The sequence below is a fragment of the Cupriavidus basilensis genome, assembly GCF_000876015.1.
Classification (GTDB): domain Bacteria; phylum Pseudomonadota; class Gammaproteobacteria; order Burkholderiales; family Burkholderiaceae; genus Cupriavidus; species Cupriavidus basilensis_B.
The window spans coordinates 177,219-199,495 of sequence record NZ_BBQM01000013.1; the positions used below are offsets into that span (position 1 = coordinate 177,219).

16 protein-coding genes are annotated in these 22,277 nt (G+C 72.4%); 1 reads left to right on the top strand and 15 read right to left on the bottom strand.

Going from position 1 to position 22,277, the window contains the following annotated elements; all coding sequences use genetic code 11:
* Positions 1-55: 55 nt before the first annotated feature.
* The 10 genes from KF708C_RS12190 to KF708C_RS35610 form a co-directional block, all read right to left on the bottom strand.
* Positions 56-4,426 carry a cellulose synthase subunit BcsC-related outer membrane protein gene (locus tag KF708C_RS12190; protein WP_059411978.1) on the bottom strand — a complete coding sequence of 1,457 codons (4,371 nt, stop codon included), beginning with the start codon at positions 4,424-4,426 and terminating at the stop codon, positions 56-58.
* Positions 4,399-5,607: a cellulose synthase complex periplasmic endoglucanase BcsZ gene (bcsZ, locus tag KF708C_RS12195; protein WP_059411979.1), complete on the bottom strand. Its 1,209-nt coding sequence runs from the start codon at positions 5,605-5,607 to the stop codon at positions 4,399-4,401. Before bcsZ ends, KF708C_RS12190 begins: the two co-directional genes overlap by 28 nt.
* Positions 5,604-7,949, bottom strand: coding sequence for a cellulose biosynthesis cyclic di-GMP-binding regulatory protein BcsB (gene bcsB, locus KF708C_RS12200; RefSeq protein ID WP_020206410.1), 2,346 nt, complete (start codon positions 7,947-7,949; stop codon positions 5,604-5,606). The genes bcsZ and bcsB overlap by 4 nt, the downstream gene beginning before the upstream one ends.
* Before the next feature lie 57 nt (positions 7,950-8,006).
* Complete coding sequence (gene bcsA / locus KF708C_RS12205; protein WP_197090350.1) at positions 8,007-10,262, bottom strand: UDP-forming cellulose synthase catalytic subunit; 2,256 nt, start codon at positions 10,260-10,262, stop codon at positions 8,007-8,009.
* The gene (gene bcsQ, locus KF708C_RS12210; RefSeq protein WP_020206412.1) at positions 10,259-11,032 is read right to left on the bottom strand and encodes a cellulose biosynthesis protein BcsQ; all 774 of its coding nucleotides are present in this window, start codon (positions 11,030-11,032) and stop codon (positions 10,259-10,261) included. The genes bcsA and bcsQ overlap by 4 nt, the downstream gene beginning before the upstream one ends.
* Complete coding sequence (bcsP, locus tag KF708C_RS12215; protein ID WP_059411980.1) at positions 11,029-11,634, bottom strand: cellulose biosynthesis protein BcsP; 606 nt, start codon at positions 11,632-11,634, stop codon at positions 11,029-11,031. Before bcsP ends, bcsQ begins: the two co-directional genes overlap by 4 nt.
* A gap of 60 nt (positions 11,635-11,694) precedes the next feature.
* On the bottom strand, positions 11,695-12,150 hold the full coding sequence (gene bcsD / locus KF708C_RS12220) for a cellulose biosynthesis protein BcsD (RefSeq protein ID WP_059412049.1): 456 nt from the start codon (positions 12,148-12,150) through the stop codon (positions 11,695-11,697).
* A 527-nt stretch (positions 12,151-12,677) separates the two neighbouring features.
* Positions 12,678-13,877 (bottom strand): amino acid aminotransferase, encoded by a 1,200-nt coding sequence (locus KF708C_RS12225; RefSeq protein ID WP_059411981.1) that lies wholly within the window; start codon positions 13,875-13,877, stop codon positions 12,678-12,680.
* A gap of 90 nt (positions 13,878-13,967) precedes the next feature.
* Entirely contained in the window at positions 13,968-15,041 is a 1,074-nt protein-coding gene (gene hppD / locus KF708C_RS12230; RefSeq protein ID WP_029043984.1) for a 4-hydroxyphenylpyruvate dioxygenase, read from the bottom strand.
* Between the two features lie 547 nt (positions 15,042-15,588).
* Positions 15,589-15,777 carry a hypothetical protein gene (locus KF708C_RS35610; protein WP_156173802.1) on the bottom strand — a complete coding sequence of 63 codons (189 nt, stop codon included), beginning with the start codon at positions 15,775-15,777 and terminating at the stop codon, positions 15,589-15,591.
* A gap of 172 nt (positions 15,778-15,949) precedes the next feature.
* Between KF708C_RS35610 and KF708C_RS12235 the strand changes: the two genes are divergently transcribed.
* Positions 15,950-16,885 (top strand): 2-hydroxyacid dehydrogenase, encoded by a 936-nt coding sequence (locus KF708C_RS12235; RefSeq protein ID WP_059411982.1) that lies wholly within the window; start codon positions 15,950-15,952, stop codon positions 16,883-16,885.
* Between the two features lie 26 nt (positions 16,886-16,911).
* Here KF708C_RS12235 and KF708C_RS12240 read toward each other — a convergent pair whose 3' ends face one another.
* From KF708C_RS12240 to zwf, 5 genes are all read right to left on the bottom strand, one after another.
* Positions 16,912-18,240, bottom strand: coding sequence for a sensor histidine kinase (locus KF708C_RS12240; protein ID WP_059411983.1), 1,329 nt, complete (start codon positions 18,238-18,240; stop codon positions 16,912-16,914).
* Positions 18,240-18,947, bottom strand: a complete 708-nt coding sequence (locus KF708C_RS12245) for a response regulator (protein WP_029043983.1) — start codon at positions 18,945-18,947, stop codon at positions 18,240-18,242. The genes KF708C_RS12240 and KF708C_RS12245 overlap by 1 nt, the downstream gene beginning before the upstream one ends.
* 13 nt (positions 18,948-18,960) lie before the next feature.
* Positions 18,961-19,956: a glucokinase gene (gene glk, locus KF708C_RS12250; protein ID WP_059412050.1), complete on the bottom strand. Its 996-nt coding sequence runs from the start codon at positions 19,954-19,956 to the stop codon at positions 18,961-18,963.
* Positions 19,957-19,970: 14 nt separating this feature from the next.
* Positions 19,971-20,651, bottom strand: a complete 681-nt coding sequence (pgl, locus tag KF708C_RS12255) for a 6-phosphogluconolactonase (protein WP_029043981.1) — start codon at positions 20,649-20,651, stop codon at positions 19,971-19,973.
* Between the two features lie 110 nt (positions 20,652-20,761).
* Entirely contained in the window at positions 20,762-22,210 is a 1,449-nt protein-coding gene (gene zwf / locus KF708C_RS12260; RefSeq protein WP_020204793.1) for a glucose-6-phosphate dehydrogenase, read from the bottom strand.
* Positions 22,211-22,277 lie beyond the last annotated feature (67 nt).

The window sequence follows — 22,277 nt, forward strand, 5'->3', positions numbered from 1 at the left end:
CGCGCGCCGGCTGGCGCGCGCTTTCTCCAAGCATTGATATGGCCGGCGGCGCCGCTCAGAACGGCAGCGGGCCGACCGCGGATTGCGGCGGCACCGGCGGGAACGCGATCGGCGCGGTCTGGCGTTGCAGCGCATAGCGCACATAGACGCCGGCGTACCACTGGCGGTAGTCGCGCGCGTTGTCGAGCCCGAGCAGGCCGCCCACGTAGAGCTGCTGCGCCGCCTGGTACTCGGCCGATCCGACCAGATTGTAGGCCAGGCCGGTCTTCGACTGGCCCTGGTAGACCGCGCTGGACGAGCTGGTCAGGTTCCGGCCGTTGGCCGTGGCCATCGCCGCGTTGGCCGCCGACTGCGCCGCGGCGTCGGTCGGGAAGTAGTTCGAATCGTCCTCGCGGAAGGCTTGCATGCCCAGCGCGCCGCGCACGTGGTAGGCCAGCCGGCCGCTGCGCCCGGTGAGCGACAGCGGCACCGTCACCGCGAAATAGGTCTGCGGGCTGAAATAGCCGCCCTGCCCGAAGGTGAAATAGCGCAGGTTGTCCGCGTAGCCCATCGAGGTGAAGTTCACCCCGCTCATGAGGCGCTGGTCCGGCTTGTCGATCACGCGCAGGTAGAAGCCGCCGCCGCCTTCCCAGCGCGTGTTGCGCTTGACGTCGTGGCCGGTCAGCAGGCCATAGCCGCCGTAGCCGTACAGGCCGAAGAAGCCGTCGTCCCAGCCGAGGTCGGCGCGCGCGCTGCTGTTCATCACGCCGCCCCATTGCAGGCCGGTGCGCTCGTCGCGCGCGCCCGCGTAGGACAGCAGGCTGTCCGTCACCGGCCGGCGCGAGGCGCCGAGCGACAGCGTGGCGCGCTGCGTGAGCGGCAGGTTGAGCCTGGCGCCGGCATTGACGTCGGTGTAGCGGAAACCCAGCGGCGTGCTGCCGACGTCGGCGGTGAAGCGCTCCGATTCGTAGGCCACGCCGAGCGCCACGCCGAAGGCGTTCTGCGGGCCGGCCGAGGCCGACCGCAGCGGCGCACCGGCCAGGTTCACGGGCGCGCCGTTCACGCCGTAGGCCAGCGGGCCGCCGCCGAAGCGCGAGGCGCTGTTGAAGTCGGCGCCGACCGAGCCGCTGTCCAGCGCCACCGGGGTCACGCGCGCCGCCAGCTTGCCGTTGCCGGCGGCGATCTTGGCTTCGGCCACCACCTGCATCTCGGTGAGCTGGCTCATGCCGGAGTCGCCCGTGCGCCCGCGCAGCATGGGGCCGCCGGCGAGCGTGCTGGCGCGCTGCGCCTCGATCTCGCCGAGTTCCTGCTGGGCGGTGCGGGGGCCGGTCGGGCTGGCCTGCGAGTCCGCGTCGGCCAGCCACGGCGCGCGCGCCTGCGCGCCGAACGGCTGGCGCGCGGGCACGGCGGCAGCGGGTTCGGCGACAGCGGCCACGGCGGCGGGCGCGGCCTGCGCCGGGTACTGGTTCGGGTACTGGGCCGCCGGATATGGCACCGGGTATTGCGCCGGAGCCGGAGACGCGTACTGGGCATCCTGCGCCGCGCCGGTGGCGCGGCTGGCCGCGGTGGCCTTGCCGCGCGTGGCGGTGGTGGCTGCGCGCGCGCGCAGCGGCGCGGGCACCTGTTGCGGATAGTAGGCCTGCGGCTGCTGGGGCATGGGCGCCGCGGCTGGCGCGCTGCCGGCCGGCACCGGGATATAGGGCTGGCCATACGCCTGGCCGCCGGCGCCAGCCGCCGGCGCGGCCTGCGCCACCGTGGGCGCGGGCACCGCGAGATACGGCGCCTGCGAGCCGGGCGGCGGCAGTTGCGAGACCGCGCGCTGGCCCGGCAGGCCGACGAAGGGATTGGACGGCACGCGGTCGAACCCGGCGGCGCCCGCGCGCGCGCCCGGCGGCGCGCCGGCGGCGGCCTCGGCCGCCACCGCGGCGCGGAAGTAGTCCGCCGCGCGCGAGGTCTTGCCCTCGGCGCGGTAGAGCCGCCCGGCGGCGGTCAGCACCTTGGGCGACTTTGGCGCCTGCGCCAGCGCCATCTGCAGCGTGCCCTCGGCCCAGCTGAATTCCTTGGCGGCGGTGGCGGTGCCGATCGCGGCCAGCATCAGGTCGAGGTTGCGCGGGTCTTTTTCCAGCACGCTCTCGTACAGCGCGAGCGCCTGCTTGTTGTCGCCGGCCTGCGCGTACATGCGCGCCAGGCTGGCGCGCACGGCGCCGTTGCCGCCGCGCTCGGACAGCGCCGGGGCCAGCATGTCGTAAGCGGCCACGAGGTCGCCGCTCTCGGTGAGCGCGTCGGCCTGGCGCACGATGTAGGCCACGCGCAGGTCGTCGTAGTCCTTGCGCTGCTGCGGGTTCAGCGCCGCGCCGGCGAGCTGGCGCAGCACGCCGGCCAGCTCCACGTCCTGGCGGGTCTTGAGCAGGATGGCGGCGTATTGCAGCTGCATGCCGGCGTCGGGCCGCGGCGTGCGGCTCATCACGCTGCGCATCAGCGCCAGCGCGCGCGGCTCGTCGCCGGCGTCGGCATAGGCCAGCGCCAGCGCGCCGAGCTGGTCGGCGTCCTGCTGCGCGTAGCGTTCGGCGTCCTGCAGCACGGCGCGCGCGGCGGATTGCTGGCCGGCGGCGGCCAGGCCGCTGGCGCGCTCGGCCTCGGCATGCACCCACAGGCGGCGCTGCAGGGTGCCCATGTCGCGCGTGCGGCTCTGCGGCGGCACGCGCTCGAGCGCGTCGAGCCCGGCCTGCCATTCGCCGGTCTCGGCGCTCAGCAGCGCGCTGGCGTAGAGCGCGTCGGGCATGTTGGGGTTGGACAGCAGCAGGCCGTCCATGATGCTGCGGGCCTGTTCCTTGAGGCCCATCGACGCATAGGCGCGCGCCGCGTCGAGGCGCACCCACGGGTTGGTGGGGTCGGCCGCCATCGCGTCTTCGAGCGCGCGCCGCGCGCCGGCGGTGTCGCCACGCTGCAGGGCCGCGCGCGCCTGGCCGCGCGCCTCGTCGGCGCGCAGCCTGCCGAGCGAGCCCACTTTCTCCTGCTGGGCCGGCGTCAGGTCCTGCACGATGGCGAGCGCCTCGGCGCCCTTGTTCTGCGCCGACAGCACGCCCACCAGCCCGCGCGTGGCGTCTGGGTTGTCGGGCTGCTGCTTGAGCACGCGCCGGTAGGCGGCCTCGGCCTGCGCGTACTGGCCGTCCTCGGCCATCACGTCGGCCAGCGCCACCTGCGCGGACGGCTCGCGCGCGTCGAGCTTGACGGCGCGCTCGAGCAGGCGGCGCGCCTCGGCGCGGTTGCCGCCGTTGCGCGCGGCGGTGGCCTGCTCGGACAGCAGCCAGTAGGTGGCGCTGTTCTGCGCGCTGCGGTAGCGCGTGCCGGCGCCGCGCCGGGCGGCCTGGTCGAGGAAGTCCACCGCCTCGGCGAACTTCTCCTGCTTGAGGCGCAGCACGCCCATGCCGCCGAGCGCGTCGGCGTCCTCGGGGCGCTGCGCGAGCGCGGCCTGGAAGCGTTCGCCGGCGCGCTCCAGGTCGCCGGCGTCCAGCGCGTCGAAGCCCTGCTGCACGATCTGGCGCGCCGGGTTGGCGGCGGCGCCGGCACCGGCGCCGGCCGCGCGGGTGGACTCCTGCTGCTGCTGCGCCTTGACCGCGTCGAGCTTGGCGCGGATGGCGGCGTCGTCCGGATGGCCGGCCAGCCAGGCCTGGTACAGCGGCGCGTCGGCCGGGCGCCCGCCCAGCCAGGTCAGCGCGCGCTGCCAGCTCTGCGCGGCGGGGCCGGCCACGTCGGTGCCCTTCGAGAGCGCCTCGAGCTGGCGGATGCCTTCGCGGCGCGTGGACTCGCGGTAGGTGAGGTGCTGCGCCAGCGCGAGCTGCGCGCGGTTGTCGGCGGGGTTGGCGCGCGCCAGCTGCTCGAGGCCCTTGCGCGCCGCTTCCCAGCCCTGCGCGGTGCCGCCCAGGGTCTGGTAATACTCCAGCGCGAGATCGCCCTGCGGCACGGCGCCGCCGGCGGCCTGCTGGTAGCGCCTGACCGCTTCCTCGCCCTGGCCGCTGCGCGCGAGCTGGCGGGCCTGCTCGATCTGCTGGCTGGTGCCGCCGCCGCTGATGATCTGCGTCAGGCGCGCGATCTGCGGCGAGCCGGGCTGGGCCTTCTTCAGGCGCTCGAGATAGGCGCGCGCGCCGTCGGCGCGGCCGGCCTCGGCCTCGGACACGCCCATGCCGTAGAGCGCCTCGGGCTGGCTCGGGTTGAGCCGCAGGATCTTCTGCCACGCTTCGGCGGCGCGGTCGCCGCGGCCGCGCTCCTGCCAGTACTTGCCCTGGTCCACCAGCAGCTTGACCGGGTCTTCCTGCGCGGCGGCGGCGGTGGCGAACGCGGCCAGCAGGCTCAGCGCGAGCGTCTTCGCGCGCCGCCTGCCGGCGGCCTGCCCGCGCGCCGCGGGCATCGTGCGTCCGTTCATGGCCGGGCGCTTGCGGTTCTGCATGTCTTCTCCCACTCCAGCTCCAGTTGGCCCGAGGGCGCGAACCGGTAGCGGCCTTCGGCAAAGCCGAGGCCGAATAATCCCAATACGGTGTCGTAGTACGTGGCCGCGGACTTGCCGCCGGCGGCGTCGAGCATGGTCTCGGCGCGCGCGCGCTGCACCGCCGCGGCCGGCGAGCCGGCGGCCTGCAGGAACGGCACCAGCGCGGCGGAGAAGCCAGCCGGGCCGTCGCCTTCGAGCGCGCCGCCGTCGGCGTGCATGCGCTCGGGCGGCGCGGCGCGGCCCGCCATGCGCTGCGCGTGCGGCGCCAGCGCCTTCATCAGCGCGCGGCCCGCGGCGTCGCCGCGCGGCGTCATGCCGGCCCACAGGTAGACGCGGATGGCGTCGTAGCTGCTCACGTCGCCCTTGACCGGGTCGGTGAGAAAGCCGGTGCCGCCCTGGTCGGCGCGGTAGGCGGACCAGTCCGGCACGATGCCCTGCCTGGCCACCGCTTCGGCCAGCCGGCCGGCCTGCGTGGCCAGCGTGCCCCACGGCCCGGACGGGTCGGCGCCGGCCAGCCGGCGCAGCAGCGGCACCGGCAGGTAGCTGGCATTGAGGCGCCACTGGCGCGGGCCGTCTTCGCTGCCCTCGGCAAACCCCTGCGGGGCGGGCAGCAGCATGGCGCCGAAGCCGGGCAGCGACGCCACCTCCTGCTGCGCCGCCAGCTTGAGCAGCGCGCGCGCCTGCGTGGCGTAGCGCGGCTCGCGCCACAGGCGCGCGGCCTCCAGCAGCGCGAACGCGAACCACAGGTCGGCGTCGGAAGCGGCGTTGGCGTCGATCACGCCCCACGAGCCGTCGCCGCGGCGGCCCCACTGCCACGCGGGCAGCTTGTCCTGCAGGCTGCCGGCGCCGAGGTTGGCGATGCTCCACTGCCACAGGCGGTCGAAGGTGGCGCGGTCGTTGGCGACCAGCGCGAACACCATGCCGTAGGACTGGCCTTCCGAGGTGCTGTGCTGCTCGCGCGTGGACGGGTCGAGCACGCGGCCGTCGGCTTGCACGAAGCGCGCCAGGAACTGCTGGTACAGCGGCCACGGGCAGGGCGCGGGCGCGGCCGCCGCGGCGCCGGCCCAACCACCCAGCGCGCCCAGCGCGCCCAGCGCCGGCAGACCCGCCAGCCAGCGCCGGCGCGACCGGTTCACCATCATTGCACCCCCTGGTTGCGCCGGTTGGCGCGCGCGCGCAGCGTCAGGAACAGCAGCGTCGCCAGCAGCAGCGCGGCGGCGCCGGTCATCAGCACCAGCGCCAGCGGGCGCCGCGACAGCCACCATTCCACGTAGGTCCACGGCGCCAGCCTGCCCACGTAGTAGTTCTGCTCGGCGGCCAGGCTGTCAACGTCCTTGCCGTGCACCAGCGCCAGGCTGCCCTGCACGTGGACCACCTGGTCGGGGTCGAGCAGCGCCTCGGTCATCGCCTGCAGGCCCTGCGGCGCGTTGCTGACCAGCGCCACCACGCTGCGCCCGGAGGCCAGCGGCGACTCGAACGCGCTCAGCGCGGCGTCGGTGCCGGCGCTGGTGAGCGACAGGCGCGTCTCGACCGGGCGGTCGCGCGTGACGTCGGCGCCGTTCCACCAGCCCGCCACGGTGGACACGATGTCGGACATGGTGAAGCGCTTCTCGTTGCCCGCCAGCGAAACCGGCATGCGCTCGGCCCACTGCGTGAACAGCGGCTGGTTCTGCGTGGTGCCGATCACCAGCAGGTCGCGCGCGGCCTGCTGGGCGACCTGCGCCGCGCCGGACACGGCCACGCCGGTGGCGGGATAGCCGGTGGACTCGCCCATGCGGCCCATCAGCGTGAGATAGGCCGTGTAGTCCTCGGCGCCGGGCTTGTCCGGCAGGATCACCGCGGTCTCGGACAGGTCGGCCAGGCGCGTGAACGGGAAACCGCTGTTGCCGAACACGGCCAGGTCCGGCAGCGCGATGAAGTGCGACAGGCCGGTGATGTCGATGGTCGAGTCCGGGTCGATGGCACCCTTGACGTTGTCGAGCATCACGTCCTTGCAGGCGCCCTGCTTGAGGTAGTCGTAGTAGAAATGGAACTGCAGCTGCGACTGCGCGGGCAGCATGAACAGCGGCAGCGCGATGCGCTCGTGCACCGGCACCGAGCCGTCCGGCAGCACCTTGGCCAGCAGCTGGCTGGCGCGGCCGTCCTGGTTCTTGAGCGCGCGCAGCGGATAGGCGCGCAGGAACTGGCGGTTGACGTTGACGTTCAGGGTGGACTTGTCCACCACCGGGCGCGGCGTGTAGCGGTAGTGCAGGTCGATCGGGATGCCCTTGTCGCGCCAGCCGAACAGGTCCGGCGGCAGGCGGAAGTTCACGCGCACCAGGTCCGGGTTGTAGCCCGAGACGTTGAGGTCGCGCACCTCGGTCAGCTCGCCGAAGCGCACCGGGCGGTCGCTGCGGATCCAGTTGGGCGCGTCGTAGGGCACGCGCGGCGCGACCTCGTCGAAGCGCGAGATGGTGGCGCTCTGCCCGGACAACGCGCGCGCGCCCAGCGTGAGCGCGCGCGCGGCGGTCTTGAGCTCGGCGCTGTCGCGGCCCATCACCAGCAGCAGCTTGGCGTTGGCGTCGCCCGGATTGGGCACCACGGCCAGCGTCGGGCCGCCGATGGCGGGCAGCGCCACGCCGGCGGGCTTTTCCTCGCCGGTGACGAACACCACCGCGTTGCCGCTGGCCGGCACCTGGTTGAGCAGCGCGCCGAACGACGCGCCGCGGTAGCCGGCCAGCGCGCCGAACCACGACGACACCGCGCCCGCGGCCTCCAGCGTGGCCGCCGACGGCGCGCCCGCGAACACGAACGGCAGCCGCAGGCGGCCGACGTCGCGGCGGTCGAAGAACGGCAGCGGCAGCAGCGACAGCTCGTTGGCCAGCGCCACCGGCGCCACGGTCAGCTCCAGCACGCTGCTGTTGCCCACCGTGGCCCACAGGCTGGAATGGAACGGATCCTCGCAGTCGGTGGTGTAGTGGCCGACCAGCTCCAGGTTGAGGCGGTTGAATTCCGTGATCAGGCGCGGCTCGATGGCGAGGTCGCGCTCCTGGCTGGTGCCCGCGCCCTCCTTGGGCACGGGCACGCTGGCGGCCACTTCGCCGTTGACCATCACGTTGATGTGCGACAGCGCCGGGATCAGCGCCGGCGAATAGGTGTAGCGCAGCTTGAGCCGGGCGGCGGTCACCACTTCGTCGGCGCGGATCGAGAACGGCACGCCGTTGATGGCGTCCACGCCGCGCAGCTGGAACGGCGCGTCGGCGCCGAGCTGCTTGAGCGTGAACTGCACCGTGCGGCTGGCCGCGCGCGGCGCGGTGGCGGCACCTGCGGCGCCGGCGGGGATGGCGGTGGCCGCCGCGGGCGCCGGCGGGACCACGGTGTCGCGGCTGGTGTCCGGCAGCGTGGCGCGCTGGGCACCGGCGGGATGCGCCGCCAGCAGGGTGAAGGCGAGGATGGCGCCCAGGCGGGTCAGCGCGGGCAGGCGTGGTTTATGGTTCAGGCGCATTCGTCTCTTGAGCCGGTGGTCCGTGGCGTGTGTGCCGGGCCGGGCCCGGGCAGATGGTCAGTTGGTGGAGGCGCCGGGCTCGGGGCGGCGCAGCAGCCGGCGCATCTCGCGCCCGAGATGGAACATCATGTTGTGGAAGCCGAGCATGCCGATGCGCAGGATCTGGCCCGCGGCCAGCCCCGGCGCGTCCAGGCGCTTGCGGCCCCAGGAGCCGACCCATGCGTCGGCGCGCGCGAAGGTGCACTGGATGAAGGCCATCTCGTCGCGCGGGCTCATCTCGCCCAGCACCAGGCCGGTGTGCGACTCGCCCTGGAACACCACCTTGGCGGGGAACATGTGCTCGTCGTCCTGCAGGTACAGCGAGATCTGCACCGGCTCGCCCACCGTCGCCGTGACGCCCGGCGGCAGGCGCATGCCGATGCCGCCTTCGGCGAAGTCGATGGTCTCGCACACGGTGGTGCGGCCGTCGGCGAAATGCAGCGTGGCCGGCAGCGTCATCGCCACGCGGTGCGCCACGCGGATCTGCCGCGTCTCGCTGGCCACGGCGATGGAGGCGCCGAGGATGACGAGGTTGTAGCAGGTCCAGATCAGGTTCAGCACTACCGTGGTGGCCTCGAACTGGTTCCACAGGAACAGCCGCAGCAGACCCACCCCGATGCCCAGCAGGTTGAGCAGCAGCAGCACCAGGTAGGGCCGCGAGATCTCCCAGTCGAAGTAGGCTTCCTCGATCACCCCGCCCTTGGGCGTGACGTTGAACTTGCCCGCGGCCGGGTTGAAAAAGGCCACCAGCACCGGCCGCATGATGTACCACGCCAGCACCGACTCGTAGACCTCGTTCCAGAACGAATGGCGGAACTGGCCCTGCACGCGCGAGTTGGTCATGTTGGCGTGCAGCAGGTGCGGCAGCGCGAAGGTGGCGATGGTCAGCGCCGAGGCCTGGATCACGTGCGCGCCGAACAGCAGGTAGGCCAGCGGCGCGGTCAGGAACACCAGCCGCGGCAGCCCGTAGAAGAAGTGCAGCATGGCGTTGAGGTAGCACATGCGCTGCCAGATCGTCAGCCCGGGGCCGAGCAGCGGGTTGTCGAGCCGGCAGATCTGCGCCATGCCGCGCGCCCAGCGGATGCGCTGGCCGACGTGCCCGGACAGGCTCTCGGTGGCCAGCCCCGCCGCCTGCGGGATCGCCAGGTAGGCGGTGCCGTAGCCCTTGCGGTGTAGCTTGAGCGCGGTGTGCGCGTCCTCGGTCACGGTCTCCACCGCGATGCCGCCCACCTCCAGCAGCGGCGCGCGGCGGATGATGGCGCACGAGCCGCAGAAGAAGGTGGCGTCCCACAGGTCGTTGCCGTCCTGCACCAGGCCGTAGAACAGCTCGCCCTCGTTGGGCACTTCCTGGAACGTCTGCAGGTTCTTCTCGAACGGGTCGGGCGAGAAGAAATAGTGCGGCGTCTGCAGCATGGACAGCCGGCGGTCCTTGAGGAACCAGCCCATGCAGATCTGCAGGAAGGAGCGCGTGGGGATGTGGTCGCAGTCGAAGATGGCCACGTACTCGCCATTGGTGTCCTTGAGCGCCTCGTTGATGTTGCCGGCCTTGGCGTGGCGGTTGTGGTTGCGGGTCACGTGGGTGACGCCGACCTTCTCGCAGAACGCGCGGAATTCCTCGCGCCGGCCGTCGTCGAGCACGTAGACGTTGATCTTGTCGCGCGGCCAGTCCAGCGACATGGCGGCGAACACGGTGGGCTTCACCACCGAGAGCGGCTCGTTGTAGGTGGGGATGAAGACGTCCACGGTCGGCCAGGTGGCGCTGTCCGCCGGCATCGGCACCGGGCGGCGCTGCAGCGGCCACGCGGTCTGGAAGTAGCCCAGCATCAGCACCGTGAAGGCGTACAGCTCGGCCAGCACCAGCCCGATGCCGAACACCGCGTCGAACAGGCCGCCCAGGCCCACGGTCTCGGTCAGCCGCCAGTACATATAGCGGCTGGAGGCGATCACCGACAGCACCACCATCACCAGCGTGGCGAGATGGCCCTTGAGCCGGTTGAGCCATACGGCAAGCGCGAAGCACACCGCGGCGAAGCCCACCTGCTGCCAGAAGTCCAGCGGCACGGTGGCGACCAGCGCGAACAGGCACAGCGCGACCACCAGCGCCAGCACGCGCATCGGGATGCTGTCCCACAGCGGCATCTCGACGAAGGCGAGGCCCAGGCGCCGCGCCGTGGCCGACAGCGCGTTGGGGCGGGTGGCCGCCGGCGCCGCGGCCTTGCCGGCGGCGGCGGCGGCCTTGCCGGCAGCGGTCTTGCGGGATCTGGCGGGCTTCACGCGGCTTCTCCATGTGCGGCCAGCGCCTGGCGCAGCCGGTCGGCACAGCGCAGCAGGTCGTGCGTGGCCTGGCTGTGGGGGTTGTATTCGAGCACGCTGCGGTCGTAGGCGAGCGCCTCGGCCACGGCCTGGTCCTGGTGGACCACGCCGAGCACGCGCTCGCCGAGCTGGGCGCGCAGCGTCTGCACCACGTCCTTGCCGAGCTGGCGGCTCACGTCCACCTGGTTGATCACCAGCACGTGGCCCACGTAGTCGGGCCGGCCTTCGCAATACGTGCGGATCAGGTCTTCCATCAGCGGCAGCGCGGCATAGGAGGCGGCATCCGGCAGCGCCACCATCACGCACACCTGCGCGCACGACAGCGCCTGGCGCATGTAGGGCGAGGGGCCGGGCGGGGTGTCGATCACCACGATGTCGTCGTGGCCCAGGCCCAGCGCGCCGAGCTGCGCGCGCAGCCAGCCGGGATGGGTGACGAGATGCGCTTCGAACGCCGAGCGGTCCGCCTCGTTGAGCGCGCCGAACGGCATCACCAGCGCGCTCGAGCGGCCGCGGTACAGGCTGGGCTCCCACGGCTCGCCCGCCAGCGTGGCGCGCGCGTGACCGCCGACTTCCTGCGGCGGCATGCCGAAATGCAGCCGCAGCGCGTTCTGCGGGTCCAGGTCGACGGCGAGCACGCGCTCGCCGGCGGCGGCCAGCGCCTCGGCAAGGTTGGCCGACAGCGTGGTCTTGCCCACGCCGCCTTTGGCCGATACGACGGCAATGATTTTCACGAGCGGTTCAGCCGGTCTAGGAATGAGCGTCGTCCGGGCGCGCGTTCGGCAGCCGGGGCCGGTTCCGGGCGGCCTTCGAGCCGCGCGAAGATCCGCGACAGCTCGGTGCCCGCGGCGGGCGCCGGCGAGGCAAAGGGCGCGGACGGCACGGACGATATGGACGGTATGGACGACAAGAGCGGCGCAGGCGGGGCGGGCGGCGGCGCCGGCTCCCAGGCCGGCGGCTGGAGCGGCGCGGCCACGGCCGGCGCCGCTTCGGCCGCGCGCGCCGGCGGCGGCGTGCCGCCGGGGGTGCGGAAGCGCGGCTCCATCGCTGCGGCAGGCGCCGGCACGGGAGGCTTGCTAATCACTTTTTCCACGGCAGCGACCGGCGGCTCGGCCGGGGCGCGCCAGAACGGCGCGGCCGCGGCGCCGTCCTGCGCCGGCGCGCCGGCCGGCTGCACCGGCGGCACCGCGGCGGCGCGGTCCACCCGCACGGACGACAGCAGCGGCCAACGCTCGCGCGCCTGCGCCGCCTCGTCGTCGCGCACGATCTCCTGGTAGGCTTCCGCCTTGCCGCCAAAGCGCTCGAACAGCTTTGACAGGTCGTCTGACTGACTCATGATTGTTGCTCACACGGAAAGAAAGTGGCCCGGCGCCTGCGTTCCGGGCCTGGGCGCGCGTCAGCGGCCGAAGCGGAATTCCACGCTTCCGGTCGCGTCCATCGGCGTGCTTTGGCTGACTTTCAGGGATTCGGATGAGCCCAGCATGCGGAACCACTGCTGGTACGCCCCTTCCAGGAACGCGGCAGACCAGCCATCGGCTGACTCGCCCAGCGCCACTCTGAGCGGCGCGCAGTAATGCCGGATCATCAGCGCGCCGCCGGCGTCCTCGATGCTGGCCCAGCCCCAGTCCACGTCCAGCCAGATCTGGGCGATCGCCCGCTCGAATTCGGCCAGCGTGGCGCAGGCCCCCGGGTCGAAACGTTGCGCGAAACGCACACCGACGCGCCGCATCATCGCGCGCAGGGTGGCAGGATCCGTCACCTCGGCCAGTTCTTCGGCGAGTGCGGACAAAACGTCACGCCATTGCGAGGAGCAATGCCGCTCGCTCAGATACTGCAGAATTGCCTGATTCACACCCAAAAACCCCGTTCAGATTCCCAATTATCGTTTTTTGTATTGTGAAGCTCATTTTCAGTCCAAGGTATGTCCGGCGGCAAATGCTGCGCGCGCAACGGCCTCCCTGGAGCGAACCATGTTTCATCTCTACAACAAACGAACCACCCCTTAGGGTCCATGCCATCCCGGTCACGGACCGGGCCGGACGGCCCGGGCGCCCGCCACATCGGAACAGTCTTAGCAGACTGACAGCTTACGAACGCCCCGGGAAGTCTCCCCCCGCCGAAGCGGGGAAAGCCTCGCCGGTGATCTGGAAGGCACCGGCCGGCGGTGTTTTGGGGTGGGGAGCGGGGTTGCGGCGGGGTTGCAGCGGGATCGCGGCGGGAAGGACGCCGGGCGGGACCCTGCGCCGCCGGAGCCACCGCCGGCGGGAAGACCCGCGCGCGGCGGAAACGACGAGGCCAGTCGCGCGGACTGGCCCCGGGATGCCGCGCGCGGGCGGCGCGGCGTGGAAGGCAGGAAAGGCCGGCCCTCCCGCGGCGGAATCAGGCGGTCGCCAGCACGCTGGCGATGGCCTGCGCCACCGCCGCGACGTTGCCCTGGTTCAGCCCCGCCACGCACATGCGGCCCGAGCGCAGCAGGTAGACGCCGTGCTTGTCGCGCAGCACGTCGACCTGCTCCGCGGTCAGGCCGGTGTAGGTGAACATGCCGCGCTGGGTCAGGTAGCGCGACAGCGCCTCGCCGCCGACGTGCGGGCGCAGGTTGTCGTGGATCAGCCCGCGCATGGCGGCGATGCGGCCGCACATGGCCTTGAGTTCTTCCTCCCACTGCGCGCGCAGCGCGGGGGAGCCCAGCACCCGGGCCACCACGCGGGCGCCGTGGGTGGGCGGGTTGCTGTAGTTGGCGCGCACGGTGCCGGTGAGCTGGCCCAGCACGCGGCCGGCCTCGTCGGCGTCGCGGCAGACCACGCTCAGGCCGCCACAGCGCTCGCCGTACAGCGAGAAGTTCTTGGAGAAGGAATTCGCCACCAGGCACGGCACTTCCTGCGCGGCCAGTTCGCGCACGGCGAACGCGTCCTCGTCGAGGCCGGCGCCGAAGCCCTGGTAGGCCATGTCGACGAACGGCAGCAGGTCGTTGGCCTTGAGCAGCGCGATCACCTTGCGCCACTGGTCCTGGTCCAGGTCCACGCCGGTGGGGTTGTGGCAGCACGCGTGCAGCAGCACGATGCTGCGGCGCGGCAGCTCGCGCAGCGCCGCCATCATCGCGTCGAAGCGCAGCCCGCCGGTGGCGTCGTCGTAGTAGGGATAGGTGTTGACGGTGAAACCGGCGCGCTCGAAGATCACGCGGTGGTTTTCCCAGCTCGGGTCGCTGACCCAGACCTGCGCCTGCGGGAACGCGCGGCGGAGGAAATCGGCGCCGACGCGCAGCGCGCCCGAGCCGCCGAGCGTCTGCAGCGTGGCGATGCGCCCGGCCTTGCGCGCCTCGCACTGCTCGCCGAACACCAGCGCCTGGACCGCGTCGCGGTAGGCGGCGTTGCCCGCCATCGGCAGGTAGGGGCGCGGGCCGAGGTCGGCCAGCAGCTCGGCCTCGGCCTGCGCCACGGCCTTCATGACCGGCAGCCGCCCCGCATCGTCGAAATAGATGCCGATGCTCAGGTTGACCTTGTCGGTGCGGGGGTCGGACTGGAAGCTCTCGTTCAGCGAGAGGATGGGATCGCCTGGGAAGGCCTCGATGTGTTCGAACATGGTGCGCTCAGTGGGTGGTGCGACGAAGATGCAGCCGGCATTGTAGGACAGGCGCCAGGCGGCCGGGGCGGGGCGCCCCGGCGCTCGCGCTCAGACCTTCAGCGTGCCGCGCTCGATCTGGTCGCGCTCCAGCGACTCGAACAGCGCCTTGAAATTGCCTTCGCCGAAACCTTCGTCGCCCTTGCGCTCGATGAACTCGAAGAACACCGGGCCGAGCGCGGTCTTCGAGAAGATCTGCAGCAGCAGGCGCGGCTTGCCGCCTTCGGTGGTGCCGTCGAGCAGGATGCCGCGCGCCTTGAGCTGCTCGACCGGCTGGCCGTGGCCCGGCAGGCGCTTGTCGAGCGCTTCGTAGTAGTAGTCGTTGGGCGCCGTCATCAGCGGCACGCCGGCCATCTGCAGGTTGTCGATGACTTCGATCAGGTTGTCGGTCAAGAAGGCGATGTGCTGGATGCCCTCGCCGTTGAAGGCCATCAGGAATTCCTCGATCTGGCCGCTGCCCTTGGACGATTCCTCGTTGAGCGGGATGCGGATCTTGCCGTCCGGCGCCGTCATCGCCTTGGAGGTCAGGCCGGTGTATTCGCCCTGGATGTCGAAGTAGCGGATCTCGCGGAAGTTGAACAGCTTCTCGTAGAAATGGGCCCAGTAGGCCATGCGGCCGCGGTAGACGTTGTGCGTCAGGTGGTCGATCAGGCGCAGGCCGTGGCCCGGCGGGCGGCGCTCCGCGCCTTCGACGAATTCGAAGTCGATGTCGTAGATGGACTTGCCGTCCTCGAAGCGGTCGATCAGGTACAGCGGCGCGCCGCCGATGCCCTTGATCGCGGGCAGGCGCAGCTCCATCGGGCCGGTGGCGATTTCCACCGGCTGCGCGCCCAGTTCCAGCGCGCGCTTGTAGGCCTTGTGCGAGTCCTTCACGCGGAAGGCCATGCCGCACGCGCTCGGGCCGTGCTCGGCCGCGAAGTACGCCGCCGGGCTGTGCGGCTCGCGGTTGACGATGAAGTTGATCTCGTTCTGGCGATACAGCAGCACGTCCTTGGAACGGTGGCGCGCCACCAGGCTGAAACCCATCTGCTCGAACAGCGGTTCCAGGAGATTGGGCGTGGGCGAGGCGAATTCCACGAATTCGAAGCCCATCAACTGCATCGGGTTTTCAAAGAGGTCTGCCATGATCGGGGGCCAGATGAACGGGGGAAGGGGGCGGCGTCCGGCAAGCGGCGAAGGCGGCGTGGCTGCCGCGCGGGCCCGCGGGACGTCTCTGTCTTGGTCCATGTTCCTGCCGGTGCGCCGGAGACTGCAACGCCGTCAACAGGACCATAGGTTGCAGAGAGTTTATTGGCTAGCCCGGGGAATGTAATAGCGAAATCGGGAAGGGATAACCCTATTGTCCGCCATGAAATAGCGCCGATATTTTCGATTTGAGCATGGAAATGCGCGTCCTGTCCCGGCCCGCGGTCCGCGCCTGCGCGCATGGCCCGCGCCGGACGAACGCCGGGCAGCCCTCCGCGCCCGCTCCGGAAACCTCGAAGCGTACCCGTTTCTGCGTGCTGGTCTTGCGCCGCCGCGCGCGGCGCCGGATCGCGCGAACGCGCGCCGCCAGACCGCCCGCATGGCCACCTGCGCGGGTGGCGCATTGCGCGCCGGGGGCGGAAACGGACCGCGCCGCGCCCGCGCCGGCGGCAAAGCGTACCCGTTTCTGCGTGCGGTCAGTGCGTGCTCAGCCGATCGCGCCGCCGCCGACCACCAGCACCCTGGCGTTCTTGAAATCGGGAAACATGGCATGGCTCCTTGAGAAAGCGAAACGAAAGCAAGACGAGGAAAAAGCGCGCCGATGCGCGGCGTGGCGCATCGCAATCGCAATCGCATGCCGTCGATTATGGCCACTGCGCGGCGGCCGATCATCCATGCCGGATTGGAAGCACTGTTGGCAGGGATTTGATAATGGGCCGGCGCGGCGCGCCCAGGCACGGCCCGCGCCAGCACGCACGCCGCGCCGCCGCTACAATGCTGCGGTGCAGCTTGGTCCCGTCCGGGGCCGCTGGCGCATCGCCTCGACCGCTCCAAGACTCCCTTCCGCCATGAAGCCCCTCCTGCTGGTCCTCAACCACGTCCAAGACGAACACCTCGGCTGGATCGCCGAGCAATACGAAGTGCTGTACGCACCCGACGACGCGGCCCGCGCCGCGCGCATCCGCGCGGACGGCGCGCGCATCCGTGCCGTGCTGACCATCGGCTCGGTCGGCCTGAGCGCCGCCGAGATCGACGCGATGCCGGCGCTGGAGCTGGTCTGCGCGCTGGGCGCGGGCTACGAGAACATCGCCGTGGCGCATGCCCGCGCGCGCGGCATCGTGGTCGCCAACGGCGCCGGCACCAACGACAGCTGCGTGGCGGACCACGCCGTGGCGCTGCTGCTGGCCACGGTGCGCGCGCTGCCCGCGCTGGACCGCGCCACGCGCGCCGGCCAGTGGCGCACCGAGCTGCCGCTGCGGCCCAACGTGTCGGGCAAGCGCCTGGGCATCGTGGGCCTGGGCACCATCGGCCGGCGCATCGCGCAGCGCGGCCTGGGCTTCGACCTGGAGGTGGGCTATCACAACCGCTCGCCGCGCGAGGACGTGCCTTACCGCTATTTCGGCGACGTGGGCGCGCTGGCCGAGTGGGCCGACTACCTGGTGATCGCCACGCCCGGCGGCGCCGGCACGCGCCACCTGGTGGGCGCCGAGGTGCTGGCGCGGCTCGGGCCGCACGGCTTCGTGGTCAACATCGCGCGCGGCAGCGTGCTCGATACCGCCGCGCTGGCGGCGGCGCTGCGCGCGGGCCAGCTGGGCGGCGCCGGCCTCGACGTCTACGAGACCGAACCGGAACCGCCGGTGGCGCTGTTCGACTGCCCCAACGTGGTCCTGACCCCGCACGTGGCCGGCTGGTCGCCGGAGGCCATCGATGCGTCGGTGCGGCAGTTCGTCGAGAACAGCCGCCGCCATTTCGCCGGCGAGCCGGTGCTCACGCCGGTCGGCTGAAGCCGGCCCGCTCAAGGCCGGCCCGCTCAGGCCGCGGGAAACACCACGCGCACGCGCAGGCCCGGCGCCGCGTCTTCCAGCAAGACGCGCGCGCCGTGCGACTGCGCGATCTCGGCGACGATGGCCAGGCCCAGCCCGCTGCCGCCGGTGGGCGCCTCGGGCACGCGATAGAAGCGGTCGAACACGCGCTCGCGCTCGGCAGCCGGGATGCCGGGGCCGTCGTCGCGCACCACCAGCTCGACCGAGCCGGCGCCGCCGGTAGCGGCCACGTCGACCTTGCCGCCGGGCGGCACGTAGCGCAGCGCGTTGTCCACCAGGTTGGTCAGCAGGATGCGCAGCGCGTCCGCGTCGCCGCACACCAGCGCCGGGCCGGCCGCGCCGTCGGCATCCACGCCGAGGTCGATCCCGCGGTCGAGCGCGGCCTGGGTCATCTCGGCCACCACGCCGCCGGCCAGCGCGCGCAGGTCCACCGGCTCGTGCGCCGGCGCCGCCGCGCCCGGCTCCTGCCGGGCCAGCGTGAGCAACTGCGCCACCAGGTGCGTGAGCCGCTCCAGGCCCTGGCGCAGCTTGCCCACGGCTTCGCGGCGCGCCTCGGCGGAATCGGCGCGCTCCACCAGTTGCGCCTGCAGTTGCAGCGCGGCCAGCGGCGTGCGCAGCGCGTGCGCGGCGTCGGCGACGAAGGCGCGCTGGGTGTCGATGGCGTGCGACAGGCGCGCCAGCAACTGGTTGAGCGCCTCGGTCAGCGGCGCGATCTCGTCGGGCATGCTGGTCACGGCCAGCGGCGAGAGCGCGTTGGCGTCGCGCTGGCGCACCCCGGCGGCGATCTCGCGCAGCGGCCGCAGGCCGCGCCCCACCGCCACCCACACCAGCCAGCCCAGCAGCGGCAGCAGCAGCAGCAGCGGCGTCACGGTGCGCAGCGCCATGCGCGCGGCCACCTCGCTGCGCGCCGACATGGGCTGGGCGATCTGCACCACGGCCGGCCCGAGCTGCACGCTGTAGATGCGCCATTCGCCCTCGTCGGTGCGCACGTTGGAAAAACCGAGCTCGGCGCGCTGCGGCAGGCGCGGATGCGCCTGCGACAGGTACAGGCTGCGGCCCGAGCCGTCCCAGATGTGGATCACCACGTCCTCGTCGGCGTGGAACAGGCTCGCGCCCGGCTCGGGCTGCGCGAACGAGGGCATCACCGGATCGGCGAACTGGCTGGGCAGCGCCGCCGCCACCTGCTTCATCTGGTAGTCGAACAGCGCGTTGGCCTCCTGGCGCGCCTGGCCGTAGATCAGCGCGGTGGCCATCAGGATGCCCGCCAGCAGGCCGAGCGCCAGCCACCACAGCAGGGTCTTCTGGATGGAGCGCATCAGGCCGGGTCTCCGGGCGCGGCGGCCTCCGGCCTGGGCACCACGTAGCCCACGCCGCGGATGTTGCGGATCAGCGCCGCGCCGAACTTCTTGCGCAGCGCGTGGATGTAGACCTCCACGGTGTTGCTGCCGACCTCGTCGCCCCAGCCGTACAGGCGCTCCTCGAGCTGCGCCACCGACCACACCTTGCCGGGGCGTGCCAGCAGCGCGGACAACAGGCCGAACTCGCGCGCGGACAGCCTGACCGGCTCGCCGGCGAGCGTGACCTCGCGCGTGACCGGGTTGAGCACGATCTCGCCGTAGCGCAGCAGCGGCTCGGCGCGGCCCTGCGCGCGGCGCACCAGCGCGTGCATGCGCGCGGCCAGTTCCTGCAGGTCGAACGGCTTGACGAGGTAGTCGTCGGCGCCGGCGTTGAGGCCCGCCACGCGGTCGGCCACGGCGTCGCGCGCGGTCAGGATCAGCACCGGCGTGGCCACGCCGCGCGCGCGCAGCGCGGCCAGCACCTCCAGCCCGGAGCGGCGCGGCAGGCCCAGGTCGAGCAGGATCAGCGCGTAGCAGTCCTCGCCGTCCGGCCCGCCCTGCTGGGTCGCCGCGGCCAGGCCCGCCTCGCCGTCCTGCACCCAGTCCACCGCAAAGCCTTCCTGGCGCAGCGCCACTTTCACGCTGTCGCCGATCATGGCGTCGTCTTCCACCAGCAATACACGCATGTTCAGGTCCGCATCAGGCCGGGTTGGCGCGCGCGCCGTGCGCCAGCGCGTCGGCCAGCGCCTGCGCCAGGCCCGGCAGCGCGGGGAAGCCGGCGGTAATCACGTAGACGGGCACGCTCTCGAGGTAGGCGCCCATGCGGCCCTTGGCGACGAAGCGCGCGTTGAAGGCCGACGCGCGCAGCGCCGGCACGAAGCGCGGCACGATGCCGCCGCCGAGGTAGACGCCGCCGCGCGCGCCGAGCACCAGCGCGACGTCGGCCACCACCGAGCCGAGCAGGCCGCAGAACACCGCCAGCGCGCGCCGGCACAGCGGATCGCCGCGCACCAGCGCGCCGTCCGTGACCTCGGCCGGATCGAGCCGGCGCGCCGGGGGCGTACCCGTTTCTGCGTGCAGCGCGGCATGCGTGAGCGACAGCCCCATGCCCGACAGCAGGCGCTCCGCCGACACGCGGCCGAAGGCCTGATGCGCGGCGCGCCAGGCGATCCATTCGTCGTCGGTGTCGGGCATCAGCTCGATGTGGCCGCCCTCCCCGGCCAGCGCCACGGCCGGGCCGGCGCGCGCCGGCACCAGGCCGGACACACCCAGCCCGGTGCCGGGCCCGACCAGCGCCAGCGGCGCGTGCGGCACCGGCATGCCGGCGCGCAGCGGCGCCACGTCCTGCGGGCCGAGGTGCGGCAGGCCGAGCGCGAGCGCGGTGAAGTCGTTGAGGGCCACCAGCAGGTCCAGCCCGAGCGCGCGCTGCATCTCCGAGATCGAGAACGCCCAGGCATGGTTGGTCAGCTTGACGCGGTCGCCCGTCACCGGGTTGGCGAGGCCGACCGCGGCATGGCGCGGGCGCGCGGTGCCGGGCGGCAGGCGGTCGAGGTAGTGGCGCATGGCGGCTTCGAGCGAGGCGAAGTCGGCCACCTTGAGCGCGGTCACGGGGCCGATGCGCTGCGGCGCGGTTTCCAGCGCGAAGCGCACGTTGGTGCCGCCGACGTCGCCGAGCAGGCGTGGGAAGCTGGGCATGGTATCGGGCGGCATCAGGCGGAAAAGACGTCGGTGCCGTGGCGGTGCCGGCTCATCACCAGGCTGACCGGCAACGCCGGGGTCGGCCCCTGGCAGGCGCGCGCGAACACGGCGGCCTTGGCCGCGCCGGCGAACGACAGGAACACGCGCTCGGCCGCCAGCAGCGCCGCGAGGTTGAGCGTGATGCGCGCGTGCGGCGCCGCGCGCGGATGGGTGACGAGATAGCCCGGGCGCGGCTCGGACAGCGCGTGCTCCAGTTCCGGCGCCTCCGGGAACAGCGAAGCGGTGTGGCCGTCCTCGCCCATGCCCAGCACCACCACGTCGGGCTGGCGCCAGGCCGCGTTGAGGCGTGCCACGGCGCTGGCGGGATCGGCCGCCTCGGCCTCGCTGTTTACCAGCGGCACGAAGGCGGCGCTGGCGGCGGCCTCGCGCAGCAGGTGGCGGCGCACCAGCGCGCCGTTGCTGTCCTCGTGGTCCGGCGGCACCGCGCGCTCGTCGACCAGCGTGACGGTGACCGCCTCCCAGCGGATGGTGCGGTAGCGCAGCCGCTCGAAGAAGGCCACCGGCGAGCGCCCGCCCGACACCGCCAGCACCGCCCAGCCGTTGACGCCGATGGCCAGTTCCAGCGCATGGCCGACCGAGATCGCCAGCGCTTCGGCCAGGTCCATCTCGGAGGTATGTTCGAAGCGTCGCATGCGGGTCTCCCGTGGGTTGGTCTGCCTGCGGCGCGGCGGCGGGTTGCCGCGCGGCCGCGCCTGCCTGTCGTCGGCTGCTGCCTGTCGCCTGCCGCCGTCCTGCGCGGTGCTCACACCTCCTCGTGCCACAGCGCGCCGTCGCGCGACATCAGCGCCGACGACGCGGCCGGGCCCCAGGTGCCGGCGGTGTAGGGCTTGGGCGGCACCGTGCTTTCCTCCCAGGTGTCGAGGATCGGCTCGACCCAGCGCCACGCCTGCGCCTGCTCGTCGCGGCGCACGAACAGGCCCAGCCGGCCGCGGATGACGTCGAGCAGCAGGCGCTCGTAGGCGCCCGCGCGGCGCACCTTGAACGAGTTGGCGAAGTCCAGGTCGAGCGAGGTCGGCGTGAGCGCCACCGTGTCGCCGGGCTGCTTGACCAGGAAGTACAGGCGGATGCTCTCCTCGGGCTGCAGCCGGATCACCAGCCGGTTCTGCGGCGAGAGCGTGAGCGGGCGCGGGAAGATCGCGTGCGGCACGTCGCGGAAGTGGATCACGATCTCCGCCACGCGCGACTGCATGCGCTTGCCGGTGCGCAGGTAGAACGGCACGCCGGCCCAGCGCCAGTTGGCGATCTCGGCCTTGATGGCGACGAAGGTCTCGGTGCGGCTGTCGGCGGCGATGCCCTTTTCCTCGAGGTAGCCCGGCACCGGCTTGCCGCCGGCGGCGCCCGCGCGGTACTGGCCGCGCACGGTCTTCTCGGCCACGTCCTGCGGCAGGATGGGCTTGAGCGCCTTGAGGATCTTGATCTTCTCGTCGCGGATGCTGTCCTCGGACAGGCTGGTGGGCGGCTCCATCGCCACCATGCACAGCAGTTGCAGCAGGTGGTTCTGCACCATGTCGCGCAGCGCGCCGGTGCCGTCGTAGAAGTCGCCGCGCGTCTCCACGCCGAGCTCCTCGGCGATGGTGATCTGCACGTCCTGCACCCACTCGCGGCGCCACAGCGGCTCGAACAGCGCATTGCCGAAGCGGATCGCCATCAGGTTCTGCACCGACTCCTTGCCCAGGTAGTGGTCGATCCGGTAGATCTGGTCCTCGGCGAAGAACTGCGCCACCGCCGAGTTGATGGCGTCGGAGGATTGCAGGTCGTGCCCCAGCGGCTTTTCCAGCACGATGCGCACATTGCGCTGGTTGAGCCCGGTTCGCGCCAGTTGCTCGCAGATGGGCACGAAGATGTGCGGGCCGGTGGCGAGATAGCAGACCACCACCTCGGGCGCGCGCTGCAGGACCGTGCGCGCCAGCGTGTCGAAGTGGCCGGGCTCGCGCGCGTCGACCTGCACGTAAGCGATGCGCGCGAGAAAGGCGGCCCAGGCCTCGGGCGGCGCGTGCTCCAGGCCCGGGCGCACGCTCTGCTCCAGCGAGCCGGCGTAGTCCGCGGTGCTCAGCGGGTGGCTGCCGGTGGCGAGGATGCGGGCATTGGGGTGCAGCAGTCCGGCGCAATGCGCGTCGAACAGCGCCGGCAGCAGCTTGCGCCGCGCCAGGTCCCCGGTGCCGCCGAACAGCACCATGTCGAAATCGGGCATGCTCACCCTGAGCTCCTTGTCGTGACCAGCGTGATGGCGGCGCGCGGGCCCCGCCGGGGTCCGCCGT

What these genes read in the sequence shown, in the direction of transcription:
- KF708C_RS12190 (WP_059411978.1), bottom strand. Translation starts at nt 4,426, where the DNA reads ATGCAGAACCGCAAGCGCCCGGCCATGAACGGACGCACGATGCCCGCG.
- bcsZ (WP_059411979.1), bottom strand. Translation starts at nt 5,607, where the DNA reads ATGATGGTGAACCGGTCGCGCCGGCGCTGGCTGGCGGGTCTGCCGGCG.
- bcsB (WP_020206410.1), bottom strand. Translation starts at nt 7,949, where the DNA reads ATGCGCCTGAACCATAAACCACGCCTGCCCGCGCTGACCCGCCTGGGC.
- bcsP (WP_059411980.1), bottom strand. Translation starts at nt 11,634, where the DNA reads ATGAGTCAGTCAGACGACCTGTCAAAGCTGTTCGAGCGCTTTGGCGGC.
- KF708C_RS12225 (WP_059411981.1), bottom strand. Translation starts at nt 13,877, where the DNA reads ATGTTCGAACACATCGAGGCCTTCCCAGGCGATCCCATCCTCTCGCTG.
- hppD (WP_029043984.1), bottom strand. Translation starts at nt 15,041, where the DNA reads ATGGCAGACCTCTTTGAAAACCCGATGCAGTTGATGGGCTTCGAATTC.
- KF708C_RS35610 (WP_156173802.1), bottom strand. Translation starts at nt 15,777, where the DNA reads ATGGATGATCGGCCGCCGCGCAGTGGCCATAATCGACGGCATGCGATT.
- KF708C_RS12235 (WP_059411982.1), top strand. Translation starts at nt 15,950, where the DNA reads ATGAAGCCCCTCCTGCTGGTCCTCAACCACGTCCAAGACGAACACCTC.
- KF708C_RS12240 (WP_059411983.1), bottom strand. Translation starts at nt 18,240, where the DNA reads ATGCGCTCCATCCAGAAGACCCTGCTGTGGTGGCTGGCGCTCGGCCTG.
- KF708C_RS12245 (WP_029043983.1), bottom strand. Translation starts at nt 18,947, where the DNA reads ATGCGTGTATTGCTGGTGGAAGACGACGCCATGATCGGCGACAGCGTG.
- glk (WP_059412050.1), bottom strand. Translation starts at nt 19,956, where the DNA reads ATGCCCAGCTTCCCACGCCTGCTCGGCGACGTCGGCGGCACCAACGTG.
- pgl (WP_029043981.1), bottom strand. Translation starts at nt 20,651, where the DNA reads ATGCGACGCTTCGAACATACCTCCGAGATGGACCTGGCCGAAGCGCTG.
- zwf (WP_020204793.1), bottom strand. Translation starts at nt 22,210, where the DNA reads ATGCCCGATTTCGACATGGTGCTGTTCGGCGGCACCGGGGACCTGGCG.